Here is a 17745-nt window from a genome sequence, read left to right as displayed (position 1 = left end):
TCATGACGTCGAAACGCGTATCGGCCTCTGAACGTTCAGACTCTGAATCTTTACAAGAAACCTTATTTGAACTCAGTCGTGTTGAAGCAAGAGAAAAGCGTTTAAGGGAAGAAAACGACGCGATTTTGTCGGCAATCTCAGCCATGACGGAAGCGACGTCAAAAACTGATATTTTTGCTTCCTTACTTGATGTGATCCGCCGGTATGTCAGCTTTGATAGCGCCGTGGCGCTAAGCCGTAACCGAGAAACAGAAGATGCGTTTCGCTGTCTCGTATCGACTGAACGCTTACTGGAAACAGTCACTTGGCAAACAGGCGATGTGTTCCGCCGCTGTGTAAGTGGTGAAACGGTTGCTATCTATAAACCTGGCATGGTGAAAGAGATGCATTGCTTAACGCATCAATACGCCAGTTATTTACAAGGTACTGCGCTGATTAGCGGATTAACGGTAAATGACAGCGAAGTCATGCTTATTTTGCTGTCACACCGCCGCGATGCATTTAATAACGAAGCCCAGCAAGTCATCGACCGATTTCGCCCCTTGATTGAACGCACCATTATGGACATCGACTACCGTCACCGTCTACATGCATTAGTGGGGAGTCGCACTCAGGAACTTAATGCTAGCCGGCAACGCTTTCAAGACTTTGCCCAAACAGCGAGTGACTGGTTTTGGGAGCTCGACAACCAATTTCAACTGACTTACCTGTCATCACCCAATACTGATACCGACATCGATGCTGAAGCCCTGCTGGCAAAGCTCAAATCAGACGCCGAATTAAAAACGAAATTAGAAGAGTACATATATACAGAAGAAGCCTTTAGCGATATTGAATGGCATATAGAATCTCGTCACCATGACTACTGGGTAAGCCTCTCAGGCCGTCCTTGCTATAATAAGCGCGGTGAGCTCGCCGGTTATCGAGGGACGGCTAAAGATATCACTGCGACCAAGCGTCGTGTTGTCGAATTGCAACAGGCTCGTCAGCAAGCTGAGTTAGCCAATAATGCCAAATCGCAGTTTCTTGCCGTTATGAGCCACGAAATCCGCACGCCGCTCAATGCTGTTTTAGGGTTGATCGATGCATTGCAACACTCTTCATTAACGCAAGAACAAAAGCAGTGGGTAGGGCAAATGGATAAATCTGCTCAGCTATTGCTAACATTGATCAGCGATGTTCTCGATCTATCTAAAATTGAGTCCAACCGTTTTTCGCTATCTCCCTCATTGATGAAGCCCAGCGATAGCGTATCGAATGTCTATCAACAATTGATTGAGCGGGCCGATAAAAAGCGCATTAACCTCTCTGTTAGTGTCTCTTCTTCTGTGCCCAACACCTTGTTTATGGATGAGAACCGCTTTACGCAGATACTCCTTAACTTGGTGGCCAATGCCTTAAAATTCACGGAACGCGGCGGGGTGACAGTGTCACTTGACGCTCATGATGATGTACTCGAGTTATGGGTGAAAGATTCAGGAATCGGCATCGACGAAAAACAGATTGGTCGAATCTTTGAGCCTTTTACTCAAGCGGATGGCAGCATTACTCGCCGCTTTGGCGGTACTGGCCTTGGATTATCCATTTGTAAAAAGCTGGTAGAGATGATGGGAGGCAGTATTCACGTGGAAAGTGAGCCTTACCAGGGAACTGACTTCTGCGTTCGTTTGCCGATTGTCGAAACACCTCAAGATGCACAAAAACACCAAGCACAACCAAACGTCTCGGCCGACGCCGTGCAGGCTATGTCGATATTGGTCGCCGAAGATAGCCGTGCTAATCAAATGGTGGTTAGGTTAATGCTGGAAAAACAAGGTCATACCGTCGTATTAGCATCCAATGGTGAAGAAGCACTGGCACAGGTTAAACAAACAGAATTTGATCTTGTGCTGATGGATATGTCGATGCCTGTCATGGACGGCATCGCTGCCACCAAAGCGCTGCGTGCTTCAGGGTTTAAACGACCGATCATTGCGCTGACCGCCAATGCAATGGATGAGGATAAACAGCGCTGTGTCCGTGCCGGCATGGATGACTTTGTTACCAAGCCCATTAGGGCGGCAAGCCTTAACGCCGTACTGCATGCTCATCAGCCATTAGATCTTTCCACTAATTACCGCTGATTTGAATCGACTTAGGCCAAGTAACTCTTGGATAATGACGATTCAAGGAAGTAGTAATTAGCTATTTTATGGTAAATAGCTAATTACGTTTAATGACAAAAAAAGGAAGAGTGCTGGGCGAGCAGAAGCAGTATCCAACGTCAGACCTCAAGCCTTAATTTAACATAATCTATATAATGCGCACTGATGGGTACGAGTCAATATAGGAGCGATATCGCTTTTCTCGCTTATCATATCGCTCCTTGTCCAGCATGGCTTGTAATCTGATGCTATTTGAATGACTGATGTGGGAATACGTTTTTGATGCGTTGCTGAATGCGGTTATCAATGCTGCGCGACATCACCACCTTCGCGGGTTTAAAGCGGTTGCTATACACTTTCACTGTGCCCGTGAACGGATGACGCTTCGCAATGTCTTGGCAGTCATGTAAGAAACCTTTCGGCACTTTCCCTTTGTGACGCACTAGCTGGCCATCTTTAAACGCAATCACGATCAGTGGCCGGTCAATCAACATAAATGCGAGAAAGATGGCAAAAGAGATAAGTAAAAAATAGCCCATACTGCGATGCTCGCTTATCGGTCAAACGGTTCTACATACCCAGCAAGTTACTCAGATCTTGCTTTAAGGTGTCTACCTGCTTATTAGCACTCTCTGAGCGATTAGCCTCAGAAAGTAAATATTCAATGGTATCTGACAAGGTCGCGTCAAGCTCGTGTGCTTTTTGCGAGAGCTTCTCCCACACACGATAATCCAAATCGATAGATTTTTTCCGCGTTTGCTCTTGCTCGGCGTTAAAGTGACGCTTGCGCTTGGCACGAATCGCTTGTTTTAGTTTCTTCTCCAATGAAGGTGACATGTGCTTTTCAATCCATTGATGTACACGCGTTGGTTCATGCTCCAGCGCTAACAAGGCGTCAACGGCCGTCTGAGCCTCATCACTATCAATGTATTTTGTGACAGCGTCACCGTCTTTCCACTTTTTCACTAGGTAGGCCCATTTCCAGCCTGCCTCAAGGTTCTCGAGTTGTTGATATTTCATATGCCAAGCTTCAGTCACGCCAAGTGGTGACAGCGTAACACTAACTCGCTGTCTGTTCAATTATCGCACACCTCAAAGATACCGCGTACGCCAGTGGACGATCCAATGGCCGCACTATCCTATTACCACAGTGTGTTATCCTTTATACTCTGTCCATTCTAATCTTAGTCAGTAATCATAGACATGCATGAAGTTGATTGGCGTGATGCCAAACCACATTATTCTCAGTTTTCTCTCGACATTGCACAATTCGCGCATTTAGAGGCGGCCTCACTGTTATCACTGCAATCGCGCTTAAAAAAGGCACTGACTTGGTTAATGTCACCTTCGTGTCCAACGGCTTGTCTTACCGTGATGTCAGCTGACTTGCCTCAATATCTTAATGCCTATCAAGCAGAATTAGTTGCACAGTACCCAGAGATGCCGGTTGTGATCGGTGACGCATTTACCGAATCAACACTGTTTGGCTTTGCTTATGATGCGAATAAAAATGTGACAGCGTCACAAAGGAAGTACGGTTTACTGCATCAAGCTCACGATGGCGTATTGATTTTAAAAGTGGCGGATGTACTGCAGCAGCCACGCGTCTGGGTGCGCCTCAAGCAGTTTTTATCATCAGGCAAACTCGCCTGGCAAACCGCCCGTGCCGATCAAGTAACGGATTTGCCCGATGAGGCACTGAACGTACGTTTGGTGTTAGTCGGCGACAGACAGTGGCTGGCCGACTTTGAAACCAATGAGCCTGATCTCTACGAAGGTCTGTCAGCTTATGCCGAATATGAGCAAGACATTGCGCTCGACTCGGCCACCATTGTGCCCTACTTTGCTTGGCTTAAAGGCTTGGCCACCGCTCAAACGCATTTACCCATGACAGAATCAGGCTTAGTGCGTTTATTACAAGCAGGGGCACGAGAAAGCGAAGATCAATGGCGGATGCCCTTGTGTCCAGTTTGGTATCAGCAACTACTGGCTGAGTCTGTCATAACGGCGTCGGATGCGCTCGACAAAGCCGCCATTGATGCCGCTATCTCTCAGCGTTACCAACGTGCTGCCTATCTCCCCGAGCGTGCGATTGAAGATATCCACAAAGGACAGGTTTTTATTGATACCCGTGGCGAGCATATCGGCCAAATCAACGGTTTAACTGTGATCGAAGTGCCTGGCCATCCGATGAGTTACGGTGAGCCAGCGAGAATTTCTTGTGTTGTTCACTCCGGTGATGGCGATATTGCTGATGTGGAGCGCAAAGCCGAGCTTGCAGGTAACATTCACGCCAAAGGCATGATGATTATGCAAGCCTTTGTGAGCGTGGCGCTAAATCTTGATGACCCTTTACCCTATTCGGCTTCTATTGTATTCGAACAATCGTATAGTGAAGTGGATGGTGACAGTGCATCCTTGGCCGAGTTGTGTGCCTTTGTGAGCGCGCTATCTCAACAACCGATTAATCAAGCCATTGCCATCACTGGTGCAGTTGACCAATTTGGTCGCGTACAAGCGGTAGGCGGGATTAATGAAAAAATTGAAGGTTATTATCAAGTTTGCGCGCATCGAGGATTAACGGGTCAACAAGGTGTCGTGTTACCTAAAACGAACCTCTCATCCTTGTGTCTACGGAACGACGTTGTTGAAGCGATTAAAGCCGGTCAATTTCATATTTGGGCGGTGGATGATGTCGAACAAGCCTTGCCGCTTGTGACAGGTCTCCCATTCTCCGGAGACGATGAGGAGACATTGCTAAGAAAAATATCTAATCGAATAAATCATTTTCATACTGATGAAAAACAAAGCTGCAACAGTTTGTTTAAACGCTTAAAAAACTGGTTTGGCCAGTACTGATCCGAGTTGTTTGGCGTACACGTGTACGCTAACCTGCTCGCAATTGAATAAGGAGCAGTTTAGATATAATGAAACGCCAAAATTCCTATAACCGCGACGATTTACTCGCATCTAGCCAAGGTGAGCTCTTTGGCCCGGGACGCCCACAGCTTCCGGCACCAAACATGCTGATGATGGACCGTATCACCAACATTACCGATCAAGGTGGTGACTTTGATAAAGGCGTGATTGTCGCTGAGTTGGATATCAACCCAGATTTATGGTTTTTCGACTGCCATTTCCCAGGTGATCCAGTGATGCCAGGTTGCCTTGGCTTAGATGCTATGTGGCAGCTAGTTGGCTTTTTCCTCGGCTGGGTTGGCGGCGAAGGCAAAGGCCGTGCCCTGGGTGTTGGTGAAGTGAAGTTTACCGGACAAGTATTGCCAACGGCTAAGCGTGTTCGTTATGAAATTCACATGAAACGCGTGATTAACCGTAAACTCGTTATGGGTGTCGGTGATGGCCGCGTCTACGTTGATGATAAAGAGATTTACGTCGCTAAAGATCTGAAAGTGGGTCTTTTCCAAGACACATCCGCGTTCTAATCCTCTCTGTCGAGCCGGTGAGATGACCATCGCCGGCTTCTATTACCCCTCCCTTCCTACTTATCAAGTACTTCTCCGCTTTTGGACAACTAAGAAGGAAATTTTTAGTGATTGGATAAATTGATTGCTGTATTTATGTCTATTTAGTGGCAAATATATAAAGTTATAGTGCATTAAGATGTATTTAAAAAGGCCTTACCAAAACGATAAGGCCGTGAAATATAAAAAGAGGTTACTTCATCATTTCCGATTTACTGGTTCTGCCTTCGCGCCATCCGCCAAGCCAGCTACTTCTCGCATCCGTTTGTTGGTAAGGACATAGTTCAGACGATCGACCGTTTATCCCAGCTTGAAAGCCCTTTGACTGTGCGCGTTCCAAACGATCTCGCTTCTGTCTTTTCATAGGGTCGCCCTCTTTATTCCATTTTGTTCAATGCTGCTTGCCATTTGCAAGGATACTTCCGTCTATGACGTTTTTATGAAGCATCCTCTACAGCTTCGATCATGATTATTTTTTAAGCAAGCACTATCGAGCAACGACTAAACAAAATGTGAGTCATATCCCTCTATATGTGACAACGTCACTAACACAATTATTGCATAGCCTCTAATTCTTCCCAGCGTTCAAAGGCTTGCTCTAAAGCTTGTTCAGCCTCAGCTAATCGGGTCAGTTTAGGTTGAGTAATGTCCTGACTTTTCGAGAAAAAATCAGGATCGTTCATTTCTGATTGTAACGCTTCAATCTCTTCTTCTAACGCTTCAAGCCGCGCCGGCAGGGCTTCTAGCTCACGTTGCAGTTTATAAGATAGCTTGCGTGGCTTACTCTTAGGTTTTGCCGTCTTTTGTTCCGTATCACCCTCACCACTCATTGAATGGTTACGGCTATTGGGTGTGATGGCTTTGAGATACTGCTCACGCTGTTGTTGGGCATCGTGATACCCCCCAACAAATTTATTAATGGTGCCGTCGCCTTCAAATATCCAGCTGTGCGTCACTGTGTTGTCGACAAACTGACGGTCGTGGCTGACCAATAACAGGGTTCCCTGGAACTGTGAAAGTAAGTCTTCCAGCAACTCGAGCGTTTCGATATCAAGATCGTTGGTCGGCTCGTCAAGTACCAGTAAGTTGGCAGGCTTGAGGAAAAGCTTGGCCAGCAATAGGCGGTTTTTCTCTCCTCCTGATAGCGCTTTCACCGGGGTTTGCGCACGGCGTGGATGAAACAAGAAGTCTTGTAGATAACCCATGACATGACGTTTTCGGCCACCTACTTCAACTTCTGTTTTGCCCCCTGCCAGGTTGTCGATCACCGTTTTTTCTGGGTCCAATTTCTCACGATATTGGTCAAAATAGGCCACGTCGAGCTTGGTCCCCACGTGCAAGTGCCCGCTGTCTGGGGTGAGTTTTTCAAGCATAAGCTTCAACAGTGTACTCTTACCGCATCCGTTGGGGCCAATTAGTGCAATGCGATCGCCGCGCATCACCGTAAAGCTAAATGGCTTAATCAGTGGCTGATCTTGATAGGTAAAGGCAACGTTTTCGGCTTCAAACACAATTTTCCCCGAGCGGTTGGCGTCATCGAGCTGCAGATTTGCGTTACCCTGTAACTCAACACGACTCGCACGCTCTTGCCGTAGCGCTTTCAATGCGCGTACACGTCCTTCATTGCGGGTGCGACGCGCTTTGATACCTTGACGAATCCAAGCCTCTTCTTGGGCAAGTTTTTTATCAAACTCGGCATTTTGCTCGGCTTCTACACGCAGAGCTTCTTCTTTACCGTCCAGATAGGTTTGATAATCACCTGGCCATGAGGTCAACTTGCCGCGGTCAAGATCCACGATACGCGTGGCCATTGCCCCGATAAACGAACGGTCATGCGAGATAAAGACGATCGCGCCTTTAAAGTCTTTCAAGAACTGCTCCAACCACAGAATCGTCGAAACATCCAGATGGTTAGTTGGCTCATCAAGAAGCAACACATCCGGCTCGCAGACAAGTGCGCGCGCTAAGGCGGCTTTGCGTTGCCAGCCACCCGATAGGGCTTTAAGCGCGGTGTTACCTTCCAGTCCTAATGCCCCTAATACCACCATTATTTGATTGTCAAAGCGCCAAGCGTCAGCATGGTCCAGTGCTTCTTGCACTTTGGCCAACTCGGCTATGTTGCGATCGCTAGGATCTGCTTCGATCTTCGCGATCAGTTGGTGATACTGCTTTAGCTTGTCCCCTGCCTCAGCGAGACCTTCGGCCACATAGTCAAACACAGTTCCTTGACTATCTCGTGGTGGATCTTGCTCAAGCCGAGAGACTTTAAGTTCAGATTGGCTTTGAATACTGCCATCATCGAGCTGTACCTGACCATCAAGGACTTTCATCAGCGTCGACTTGCCCGCACCATTGCGTCCAACAAGACACACGCGCTCACCTGGCTGAAGAATAAAGTCTGTTTTGTCCAGTAATGGGTTGTCGCCATACGCCAACTGGGCGGAGGTTATTTTAATCAATGCCATGTTGCGTTAACCAAGCTTGTAATTGTGTGTGATCAAACGGCCATCCTAATTCAGCCCTCACCTTTCCAGACTGATCGCGGATTGCAATCACAGGAATTGTGACGCCGTAACACTCAAAGAGCGCATCGTCAAAGGCAATGTCTTGACTGTTGAGTGGCGTTTGATAACCGAGAGATTGATAGAGTGCCCACGCTTGTTCACAAAGGTGGCACCCTTCCGTGCTAAACAATACGAGTGTCATGCTGATACTGCCTGATGACGGATTATCCAACAATTATGGATATGTGGGTTGCGGGCAAAATCTTCAGGAATCGAACGCTTGCTAATATTCTCCGCACGTAAGCCGGCCGCGGCTAACCCCTCACTATCCATCTTAAAGTGCCGTTTGTTGTTGGAAAAAATAATTTCCCCATCGGGACGCAAACGGTCCTTCAGTGCTAAAAGCACATCAAGGTGATCACGTTGAACATCGAAAGTGCTCTGCATTCTTTTCGAGTTGGAGAATGTCGGCGGATCGATAAAGATCAAATCAAATTGCTGGTTAGACTGGCGAATCCATTGTAGACAGTCTGCCTGCTCAAAACGGTGCTGACGTCCGACAATGCCATTGAGCGCCATATTGCGTTCAGCCCACGCTATATAGGTTTTTGACATGTCGACAGTCGTTGTAGACCGTGCACCACCTACCGCAGCATGAACGGACGCGCTGCCCGTGTAGGCAAAGAGGTTAAGGAAATCTTTCCCTTGTGCTTTCTCACCAATTAGACGACGGGTATAGCGATGGTCGAGAAATAATCCTGTATCCAGGTAATCATAGAGATTAACTTCAAGCGCCACGCCATATTCATCGACCGTCATCGTTCTAGATGCGCCGGCGAGTTTTTGATATTGATTATTGCCCTTTTGCTTTTCGCGCGTTTTTAGCACCACTTTATTGGCATCCACACCGGTCACCGCGATGGCTGCGCGCACCATATCCAGCAAGCGACGACGTGCTTTTTCTGGCTCAATGGTTTTCGGTGCCGCATATTCTTGGATGACCAAAAAGTCGCGATACCGATCAATCGCGGCTTTATAGTCCGGTAAGTCAGCATCATAGAGTCGATAACACTCTAGCCCTTGTTTCTTTGCCCATTTATCCAGTTTGGTCATGTTCTTGCGCAAGCGATTAGCAAAATCTGGGGCGACGTCCGCCTTTGCCGCCTCACTCTCCGATTTTTCACCACGCGCGGTGACCGCATAGGTTTTCATCACACAATCTAACGCACCATTGCGTAGATTAAATTTGTCATCCGCACGCATCCGCAAGCAACTAAGCAACTCTTCCGAACCTGAATACAAAGAAACCGTGTTCCCCGCAAATGCCTCTTTAAGGTGATCACCGAGCTGCGTGTAGAGGGCTATCAAGCCAGGCGTGGTTCCCAAGCGCTCCCCATACGGCGGATTAGAAAGAATATGTCCCCCTGAGAATCCCTCAGGCGGCGTCACTTGCGTGGCATCACCCGTTTCAAAGTCAATCAATTCACCAACGCCAGCACGTCGTGCATTCGCACGTGCTGTCTCAATGATACGGGCATCGTTATCAGTGCCATAAAAACGTGTCTGGCACTGACTTACACCTCGTTTCGCCTTGACACTCGCTTCAGCTTTGATCGCTTTAAAGGCTTCATCATCAAAGCCCAACAATGATTCAAAGCCCCAACGCTTGCGCTTTAATCCAGGCGCAATTTTCGCTGCCATCATCGCCGCTTCTATCAGCAAGGTGCCCGAGCCACACATGATGTCCATCAAAGGCTGATCGGGCTTCCAGCCACTCCTTGCCACCAAAGCCGCGGCATGGGTTTCTCGTAATGGTGCCGCGCCAGCCTGGGTGCGATAGCCACGCTGATGTAGGCCGCTCCCCACCATATCAATCCCAAGCAGGCCTTGATCTTTCGATAACCGCATATGGATACGTAAATCAGGCTGCTCGCGGTCGACGCTTGGACGGGGCAAATTCGACTTTTCAAATTTGTCTACAATCGCATCTTTGACTTTCAACGCCCCGTACTGGCTGTTACGTATCTCGCGATTGGTACCATTAAAGTCCACCGCAATCCGCTGACTGGCGTGAAAATAATCTGGCCAGTTAATGGCCGTTGCACCGAGGTAGAGATCCATATCATCGCGCACCGCAAACTCGCCCAGCACCAAGACGAACCGTGACGCAATCCGACTCCATAAACAGCATTGATACAGTGTTGAATCGTCGGCTTTAAATTTAACCCCTGCATGGACTTGTTTGAGGCTAGATACGCCAAGTTGTTCAAGCTCTTGAGCTAGCATGTGCTCGAGACCTCGAGCGGTTATTGCGAGATAGTGTTTCATTCAGTCTCTACACCCTTTGGGCGTCGTTGTCATCATGGCGGCGATTATACATCAATCTTACGCCTATCGTTGACCCAAGCGGCGACAATCTCATTGAGTGATGAATAAATCGCCGGATTGTTGTTTCCACTAAGAAACAGATATCTAGATGCCTTTGTTTCCAATGAGAATCAATCACCCCAACTAGATGCGCATACCTGTTTCCCTCAGGAAACCACCTTGCTTTGTCACTCATCTCACCTCGCCAAATCCGTTTTGAGCTGAACGCGTGTAAGCATTCACTGTGACTATTACGCACATTATGTCTGATACTATTAAAACGAAAATGGCTTACCTTTCCCTTTGGGAACGAATCGCAAATTGCGCAAACTGGACTAGACCAGGATGGGTTTATTCAAGCATTTTAACGGCTAAAATAGGAAGAAAGACGTCATTCATTGGCCTTATAATGGTGAAAACACCCCAAAATCAATGAAAAAATGCGCAGGCATGTGCACACTTTTCGCTCATAAAATGAACTGATATCACATTTTTTATGCACATCTGTTTGGTATAAGAAACGTCAAGATACAGCTATAGCGCTGTAGTCTGTACAAGAAACAAGAAAAGTGAGGGAAGAAAGGAGGCGTGGGCTGAGTGAAAACCACTCAGCCCACTAACGCAAAGCGACCTTTTTGGCTATTTGTTTGAAGTATTGGTTGCGATAGCCGGTCGTTCATTACTTTAATCGCACCACAAAACGCCATTGTTTTATTCGCGCTCAGTTCAAAATCAGCCTCACGTGCGAGCATGCAGAGCGAGGCAGAACCGGCGTTCTCTATGATAATAAACGGCGCCCTATCCCCTGTTTGGCTGGTGAGCTCGACTATTTGCCCCCACTCAGGGGTGGCGATAGTGTCTTGTTGTGGCTCGAAAAACCAGCTTTTAGGTAAGACAGGTTTGTGGAAGCGATAGGCTGCCACTGCGTTCAAAGCGAGTTCGGCCTGACGAGGGCCGGAAAGAGAGAGGTTTGACAGGGGATCGGTCAAACGTTGAAAGAGTGATGCATCCTCAACAGAAAATGGGGATGATGAGAACGCATCGGGGATGAGATGTTTGGCGTTGACCGCCACGCGAAAAACCATGTCGTCGCCTAAATCCAGCATTAGTGAATTCGACGTATTATCGAAATACCATCTCCATGCATTGTTAGGTTTTAACATACTTCAGCTCCCGCGATGACTCACTAACTGGGTGTCTGGCGATACCAAAACTGCCATTGCCTGAAGTGTAATGGGCTGAAGCGAAAAAAAAAGGGGAAGAAAACGCCCCCTTTTATACCTTAAGACTTTATTTCCTAACTTAAATATGACGCACGATTTGTTTTATGAGCCCAGGGCCTTGGTAAATCAACCCAGAGTAGACTTGCACCAAGTCGGCTCCTGCCTCCAACTTTTCACGCGCCGCCGTGACTGAATCAATTCCCCCTACACCGATGATGGGCATCGCCCCATCGAGCGCACGATGTAGTTGACGAATAACCTCGGTGCTTTTTAGTTGAACAGGACGGCCACTTAGCCCACCCGCTTCACGATAATGAGGCATACCATCTACCAATGAGCGCTCAAGCGTGGTGTTGGTCGCAATCACACCATCGATCTGGTGACGAATCAGTGCTTGCGCCACTTGTTGAATTTCTTCTTCACTCAAATCTGGGGCAATCTTAACCGTCAGAGGCACGTATTTATCGTGAGTGTCTGCCAACTGTGCCTGTTCGGCTTTCAGTGTGCTCAGGAGTTCGTCGAACATCTCGCCATATTGCAACGTCCGTAATCCTGGCGTATTGGGCGACGAGATATTAACCGCGATATAGTCGGCATATGGGTACACTTTTCGCATACAGACGACATAGTCATCGGTGCCCTGCTCGATGGGTGTATCTTTGTTCTTGCCAATATTAATACCCAACACACCGTCGAAGTTTTTCGCACGCTTGACGTTTTCTACCAACGCATCAACCCCCAGGTTATTGAACCCCATACGGTTGATGATCCCCTCGGCGGCTTTAATACGAAAAAGTCGAGGTTTGTCGTTTCCCGGTTGTGGCCGGGGTGTCACTGTCCCCACTTCCACAAAACCAAAACCCATCGCACCAAAGGCTTCTATGCACTCGCCGTTTTTGTCCAATCCTGCCGCTAGACCAACGGGATTATTAAAGTTGAGTCCCATTACGGTAACTGGACGAGGAGGAAGCTGTTGGGAATAGAGAAAACGAAGCGGGGTGTGATGGAATCGAGAAAGGGTGTTGATGGTTAGATCATGTGCTTTTTCTGGATCTAACTGAAAGATAGCCGGTCTGGCGAGGCGGTAAAGCATTATCCCTCCTAATAAAAAAGCCCCGTATAAACGGGGCTAGATTATTGCGTTATTGGCGCTTTAATTCAATTTAAATTTAACAGCGACAATTCGCGTAACGCGACGGAGAACTTGGCAAACTCATGTACTGAGCCCACTTTGAACTCATCAACAATGCTCTGCCAACGCCCGAGAATGACTACGTGCTCATCCATCCACTGGGCTAATCCCGTCTCAGCATCTTGATCGGTTGCCATTTCGGACACGATACGGGCGGTGAGTAATCGTTGCTGCCAATCCAGATCTTCGCGGAAAGACGCACGCGCCAACGCTTGCCAGTGGTTATCCACCGGTTGGTTGTTGATTTGTTTCAAGAACCAGTGCAGTGACAAGCTATCCCCTAGCACATAGTACAAGCGTGCCACCAGCTCGAACGGTTTATTCAGCTGCTCTGACACCTGTGCTAAGTCCAATCCAGAGAACACGCTGGTTAGACGACAGACTCTATTCGCCAGTGCATCCGGCACCCCAGCTTGTCGTAGCGTCTCCGCTTGTTGATCATGCTCTTTGATTTCACTCTCAACCAGATAGTCATCCAAGTGCTCGACCAAGTTTTGCAGCGCCGGACGATAAAAGGCCACTTGTGCCTCGATACTTTCCCCTTTGCGTTTGTTACGTAGCATCCATCGGGTTGCTCGGCGTAGCATCCGGCGACAACGGAACAAGATATCGTATTGCACCTTGGCGCTGACCTGATTATCTAGCGCTCGCACATCGTCAAACAGTTGTTCAAAACCAAACACATCACGGGCAATCGCATACGATTTGGCAATATCACTGACACTTGCTCCCGTTTCATCTTGCATACGCGTAATGAAATTGAAGCCCATGTCGTTCGACATCTGGTTCGCCAAGGCGGTAGCAATGATCTCGCCTCTCAATGGATGGGATTCCATTTCTTTGCGATAGTGACGCTGTAACTCTTTCGGGAAATAACTGGGGAGTAGCTGGCCAAAGTGTGCATCTTGCGTCACTTCATCAACCACCAGTTGCTCTTTGAGCACCATCTTCCCGTACGCCACCAGCACAGCAATTTCTGGGCGAGTTAGGCCCGTGCCACGTAAGTTACGCTCAGACAAGGTCTCATCATCCGGCAAATATTCAAGTGCACGATCCAGCTTGCCCTCTTTTTCAAGATAATGAATAAAGCGGATCTGCTCTTTTAATAACGCCGCTTGCTGATTGTGGGTTACGGAAATTGACTCGCTCTGACTGTACGCATCTTCAAGCACGATATCAGACACTTCATCTTCCATCCGCTCCAAAAGCTCGTTGCGTTTTTTCATGGTCAAGTCACCGGCAGCGACCAGCCCATTGAGCAAGATCTTGATATTAACTTCGTTATCTGAGCAATCTACCCCGCCGACATTGTCAATGAAGTCGGTATTGACGCGGCCACCTTTGAGCGCATACTCAATACGCCCCAGTTGTGTCATCCCTAAGTTACCGCCTTCACCGATAATGCGCGCACCGACTTCATTGCCGTTAACACGTAACCCATCATTGGCGCGATCGCCAACAGAGGTATGGGTTTCATCGGACGATTTAACATAGGTGCCAATCCCACCATTCCATAGCAGATCGACTTTGGCTTTTAAGATCTGTTTGATCAGATCGTTCGGCGCCATGGATTGCTTGCGTGTACCAAGCAGTTTTTGTATTTCTGGCGTTAAGTTAATCGACTTCGCTCGACGAGAGAATATCCCCCCGCCTTTGGAAATCAACTCGCTGTCATAATCTTCCCAGCTTGAGCGCGGCAGGTTGAAAAGGCGTTGGCGCTCTTTCCAGCTTTTCGCGGCATCAGGTTCAGGGTCAATGAAGATATGCATGTGGTTAAAGGCTGCCACTAAGCGAATATGTTTAGAGAGCAACATGCCATTACCAAACACGTCGCCTCCCATATCGCCAATCCCCACACAGGTAAAGTCTGTGGTTTGACAATTGATATCCACTTCGCGGAAATGACGCTTCACCGATTCCCAAGCACCCGCTGCGGTGATCCCCATTTTTTTGTGGTCATAACCGTTGGAGCCACCAGACGCGAAAGCATCGCCCAGCCAGAAGTTATATTGCGCTGAGACACTGTTAGCAAGGTCGGAGAAGGTCGCGGTACCTTTATCTGCAGCTACCACGAGATAGGCATCATCTTCGTCATGACGCACAACGTGTTGCGGCGGTGTCAGGGTGCCTTCAACGATATTATCGGTAATATCGAGCAACCCTTGGATGAAGATCCGATAGCAGCGCTTCCCTTCTGCAAAAATTGCATCTCGGCCCGAGAGCTGGTGCTGTCGCTTGCATACAAACCCACCTTTGGCTCCGACGGGCACAATCACCGTGTTTTTCACTTGCTGCGCTTTAACCAGCCCCAGCACTTCGGTGCGGAAGTCTTCTTGCCGATCGGACCACCGTAAGCCACCACGTGCGACTTTGCCGCCGCGTAAATGCACCCCTTCTACATCCGGTGAATACACGAAGATCTCGAATGCAGGAACAGGTTTAGGCATATCCGGGATCTCAGAGGCCTCGAGTTTTAACGACAAGTAAGGCTTGTCTTGGCCATTGTCCGGATCTTTTTGGAAAAAGTTCGTTCGCGTGGTCGCCAACATGATTTCCATGTAGCGGCGAATAATACGGTCATCATCAAGACTCTCGACATTATCGAGGGCTTCTTCAATATCATTGATGATGATGTCTTGTGCCCGCTTCGTTTGTTTACCAACCGGGTCAAAACGCGTATTGAATAGTTTTACCAAGAAACTGGCAAGTTGAGAGTGTGACGCTAGCGTCTCTTCAATATAGGCTTGGCTAAATGGAAAGCCAATTTGACGCATATAACGCGCATACGCACGTAAAATCGTCACTTCGCGCCCCGACAAACCGGCATTAAGCACCAAGCGGTTGAAGCCATCGTTATCCAGGCGGCCATGCCAGATATCCGCAAAGGCATGCTGAAAACGATCCCGGGCATTACCAAGATCAAACGCCGATCCAGCACTGTGCAACATCGAAAAGTCGAGGATCCAGTATACATCCCCTTGACTGGTTTCTACTTCATAAGGTGATTCACCAATCACGCGTAAGCCAAGGTTTTCTAGCATTGGCATCACATCAGACAAGTGAATAGGTTCGCCTTTTTGGAAGAGTTTCAGGCTGATCGCGTTCGATTGATGGCTTACCTCTTGGGGGCGATAAAGCAGCATATCGAGCTTGTTATCATCACTGAGTCCCTCAAGGCGCTCAATATCCGCCACCGCTGATCCAGGCAGCATGGCCTCTTTGTACGAACGTGGAAACGCCCGCAGGTAACGCTTGGCGATCGGTGTGCCTCGGTTTTCACCAAAGTTTGCGATCACAGCCTCTTGCAGACGATCGTCCCAAGACGAAGCCGCTTCTGTTAGATTGTGTTCGATCTTCTTCACATCAATATCGAAATTGTTGTTTTCTACTCGGACGATATAGTGCGTCCGCGCCAAGGGGCTTTCCGAGAAGAAAGTGGTAAATTCTACCGTCTGATCAGAGCCAAAGTACTGCTGAAGAATACGTTGGGTTTGACGACGGAACTCGGTGTTGTAGCGCTCACGGGTGATGTACACCATGCACGAGAAAAACCGCCCGAATGGATCGCGACGAACAAACACGCGCAGCATGTCACGATCTTGCATTTGCACCACGCCCATCCCAACGTCGCGCATTTCTTCTTCGGTCGCCTGAAAAAGCTCATCACGGGGATAGTTTTCCAAAATATTCGCCAGTGCTTTCCACGAGTGTGATTCACGATAAAAGCCACTGTTATCAAGAATGCGACGCACTTTGTTACGCAAGACGGGAATACTGGCGGTGGATTGGTTATACGCTGAAGATGCATAAAGACCGGTGAAACGGTGCTCACCAATCACATTGCCATCTTGATCAAATTTTTTGATCCCGATGTAATCCACATAAGCCGGACGATGAACACGAGATTTGGCATTGCTTTTCGTCAACACCAGTAATTCTTTTTTCAGCGCCTCGGCGCGCGCTGACTCTGGCATGTCTGATAGGCTAAGGACGGCGGGCGATTTATGCTTTTTGGCTAAGCCGAGTGCATTGCAATCTGCGCTAGCACGAAGCTCGTAATCCCCTTCCACCGCGACTAAGTCAAAACACTTATACCCCATAAAGGTAAAGTTGTTGTCGGTAATCCAGCTCAAAAACTCGATCGCTTCTTGGCGACGTTCATCATCAATGGGTAACGGTGTATCTTTCAGCTCCGATACCAGCGCAAGCATTTGCTCACGCATCGGCTTCCAGTCGTTTACCACCATCACCACATCCATCAAGGTTTCAGACAATTCCGCCTCTAATGCCGCCATCTCTGACTCATCGGACATTTTGTCGATTTCGATGTGGAACGTACTTTGGAACTGCCCGTTGTCACCGCCAATCGCAATCACGTTACCCTGATCATTTTTTTGTGATTTTATCGGGGTATTAAGCATTAGGTGGGTCGTGATCCCCAAACGGTTGAGGGCCATGCGCACCGAGTCGACCAGGAAGGGGGCATCTGGTGCTAAGATCTCGACAATGGTGTGGGTGGACTGCCAGCCATTGCCACTGAGGCTCGGGTTAAAGACTTTTACAAACACTTTGTCTTGTTCGAAGGTGTTTAGATGGTGCCACAAACTCATCACAGCACCATAAAGATCTGACTCATTGCGTTCCTGCAAGTCATCATCAGAGATTTGACCCAATATCCTTTTGGCTAATGCATCGACAAGTGGTTGTTGAGTATCATCCAGTTTATCGGCAATCAGCTGATAAACCTTCTCAAGTAACACAGGTACTATAGGGTCACGCGAGGTCATTCTGGAGCTCCGTTGTCCTTTTTAGAACATTATCGTTGTGAGTATT

Annotated in this window: 12 protein-coding genes; 3 read left to right on the top strand and 9 right to left on the bottom strand. The window is 48.1% G+C overall.

Annotated features, from left to right (window positions below; all coding sequences use genetic code 11):
* Positions 1–2 precede the first annotated feature (2 nt).
* On the top strand, positions 3–2123 hold the full coding sequence (locus BZG20_RS00770) for an ATP-binding protein (RefSeq protein WP_077577811.1): 2121 nt from the start codon (positions 3–5) through the stop codon (positions 2121–2123).
* 269 nt (positions 2124–2392) lie between these two features.
* Here the strand turns inward: BZG20_RS00770 and BZG20_RS00765 are convergent, their stop codons facing one another.
* On the bottom strand, positions 2393–2683 hold the full coding sequence (locus tag BZG20_RS00765; RefSeq protein WP_046073224.1) for a DUF3634 family protein: 291 nt from the start codon (positions 2681–2683) through the stop codon (positions 2393–2395).
* A 31-nt stretch (positions 2684–2714) separates the two neighbouring features.
* The gene (gene matP / locus BZG20_RS00760) at positions 2715–3164 is read right to left on the bottom strand and encodes a macrodomain Ter protein MatP (RefSeq protein WP_046073223.1); all 450 of its coding nucleotides are present in this window, start codon (positions 3162–3164) and stop codon (positions 2715–2717) included.
* A 183-nt stretch (positions 3165–3347) separates the two neighbouring features.
* On the opposite strand from matP, the gene BZG20_RS00755 reads away from it, so the two are divergent.
* The gene (locus tag BZG20_RS00755; RefSeq protein WP_077577810.1) at positions 3348–5003 is read left to right on the top strand and encodes a Lon protease family protein; all 1656 of its coding nucleotides are present in this window, start codon (positions 3348–3350) and stop codon (positions 5001–5003) included.
* Between the two features lie 65 nt (positions 5004–5068).
* Positions 5069–5587, top strand: coding sequence for a bifunctional 3-hydroxydecanoyl-ACP dehydratase/trans-2-decenoyl-ACP isomerase (gene fabA / locus BZG20_RS00750; protein ID WP_101494473.1), 519 nt, complete (start codon positions 5069–5071; stop codon positions 5585–5587).
* A gap of 232 nt (positions 5588–5819) precedes the next feature.
* Here fabA and rmf read toward each other — a convergent pair whose 3' ends face one another.
* From rmf to BZG20_RS00715, 7 genes are all read right to left on the bottom strand, one after another.
* A complete protein-coding gene (gene rmf, locus BZG20_RS00745) occupies positions 5820–5990 on the bottom strand; it encodes a ribosome modulation factor (protein WP_077458712.1) in 171 nt (56 codons plus the stop codon).
* A 190-nt stretch (positions 5991–6180) separates the two neighbouring features.
* Complete coding sequence (locus BZG20_RS00740) at positions 6181–8091, bottom strand: ABC transporter ATP-binding protein (protein ID WP_077577809.1); 1911 nt, start codon at positions 8089–8091, stop codon at positions 6181–6183.
* On the bottom strand, positions 8078–8332 hold the full coding sequence (locus BZG20_RS00735) for a glutaredoxin family protein (protein WP_077577808.1): 255 nt from the start codon (positions 8330–8332) through the stop codon (positions 8078–8080). Before BZG20_RS00735 ends, BZG20_RS00740 begins: the two co-directional genes overlap by 14 nt.
* Positions 8329–10458 (bottom strand): bifunctional 23S rRNA (guanine(2069)-N(7))-methyltransferase RlmK/23S rRNA (guanine(2445)-N(2))-methyltransferase RlmL, encoded by a 2130-nt coding sequence (gene rlmKL / locus BZG20_RS00730; RefSeq protein ID WP_077577807.1) that lies wholly within the window; start codon positions 10456–10458, stop codon positions 8329–8331. Before rlmKL ends, BZG20_RS00735 begins: the two co-directional genes overlap by 4 nt.
* Before the next feature lie 647 nt (positions 10459–11105).
* On the bottom strand, positions 11106–11660 hold the full coding sequence (locus BZG20_RS00725) for a cell division protein ZapC (protein WP_046073217.1): 555 nt from the start codon (positions 11658–11660) through the stop codon (positions 11106–11108).
* Positions 11661–11799: 139 nt separating this feature from the next.
* Entirely contained in the window at positions 11800–12813 is a 1014-nt protein-coding gene (gene pyrD / locus BZG20_RS00720; RefSeq protein ID WP_046073216.1) for a quinone-dependent dihydroorotate dehydrogenase, read from the bottom strand.
* Positions 12814–12878: 65 nt separating this feature from the next.
* Positions 12879–17699 carry an NAD-glutamate dehydrogenase gene (locus BZG20_RS00715; protein WP_046073215.1) on the bottom strand — a complete coding sequence of 1607 codons (4821 nt, stop codon included), beginning with the start codon at positions 17697–17699 and terminating at the stop codon, positions 12879–12881.
* Positions 17700–17745: the final 46 nt, after the last annotated feature.

This window comes from Salinivibrio sp. IB868 (genome assembly GCF_001995655.1).
In the GTDB taxonomy this organism is placed as follows: domain Bacteria; phylum Pseudomonadota; class Gammaproteobacteria; order Enterobacterales; family Vibrionaceae; genus Salinivibrio; species Salinivibrio siamensis.
Note: the sequence above shows the minus strand (reverse complement) of the source record. Positions and strands in the feature narration are given on the sequence as shown.

Coding starts and splice junctions, on each gene's coding strand:
- BZG20_RS00770 (WP_077577811.1), top strand. CDS start 3: ATGACGTCGAAACGCGTATCGGCCTCTGAACGTTCAGACTCTGAATCT.
- BZG20_RS00765 (WP_046073224.1), bottom strand. CDS start 2,683: ATGGGCTATTTTTTACTTATCTCTTTTGCCATCTTTCTCGCATTTATG.
- matP (WP_046073223.1), bottom strand. CDS start 3,164: ATGAAATATCAACAACTCGAGAACCTTGAGGCAGGCTGGAAATGGGCC.
- BZG20_RS00755 (WP_077577810.1), top strand. CDS start 3,348: ATGCATGAAGTTGATTGGCGTGATGCCAAACCACATTATTCTCAGTTT.
- rmf (WP_077458712.1), bottom strand. CDS start 5,990: ATGAAAAGACAGAAGCGAGATCGTTTGGAACGCGCACAGTCAAAGGGC.
- BZG20_RS00740 (WP_077577809.1), bottom strand. CDS start 8,091: ATGGCATTGATTAAAATAACCTCCGCCCAGTTGGCGTATGGCGACAAC.
- BZG20_RS00735 (WP_077577808.1), bottom strand. CDS start 8,332: ATGACACTCGTATTGTTTAGCACGGAAGGGTGCCACCTTTGTGAACAA.
- rlmKL (WP_077577807.1), bottom strand. CDS start 10,458: ATGAAACACTATCTCGCAATAACCGCTCGAGGTCTCGAGCACATGCTA.
- BZG20_RS00725 (WP_046073217.1), bottom strand. CDS start 11,660: ATGTTAAAACCTAACAATGCATGGAGATGGTATTTCGATAATACGTCG.
- pyrD (WP_046073216.1), bottom strand. CDS start 12,813: ATGCTTTACCGCCTCGCCAGACCGGCTATCTTTCAGTTAGATCCAGAA.
- BZG20_RS00715 (WP_046073215.1), bottom strand. CDS start 17,699: ATGACCTCGCGTGACCCTATAGTACCTGTGTTACTTGAGAAGGTTTAT.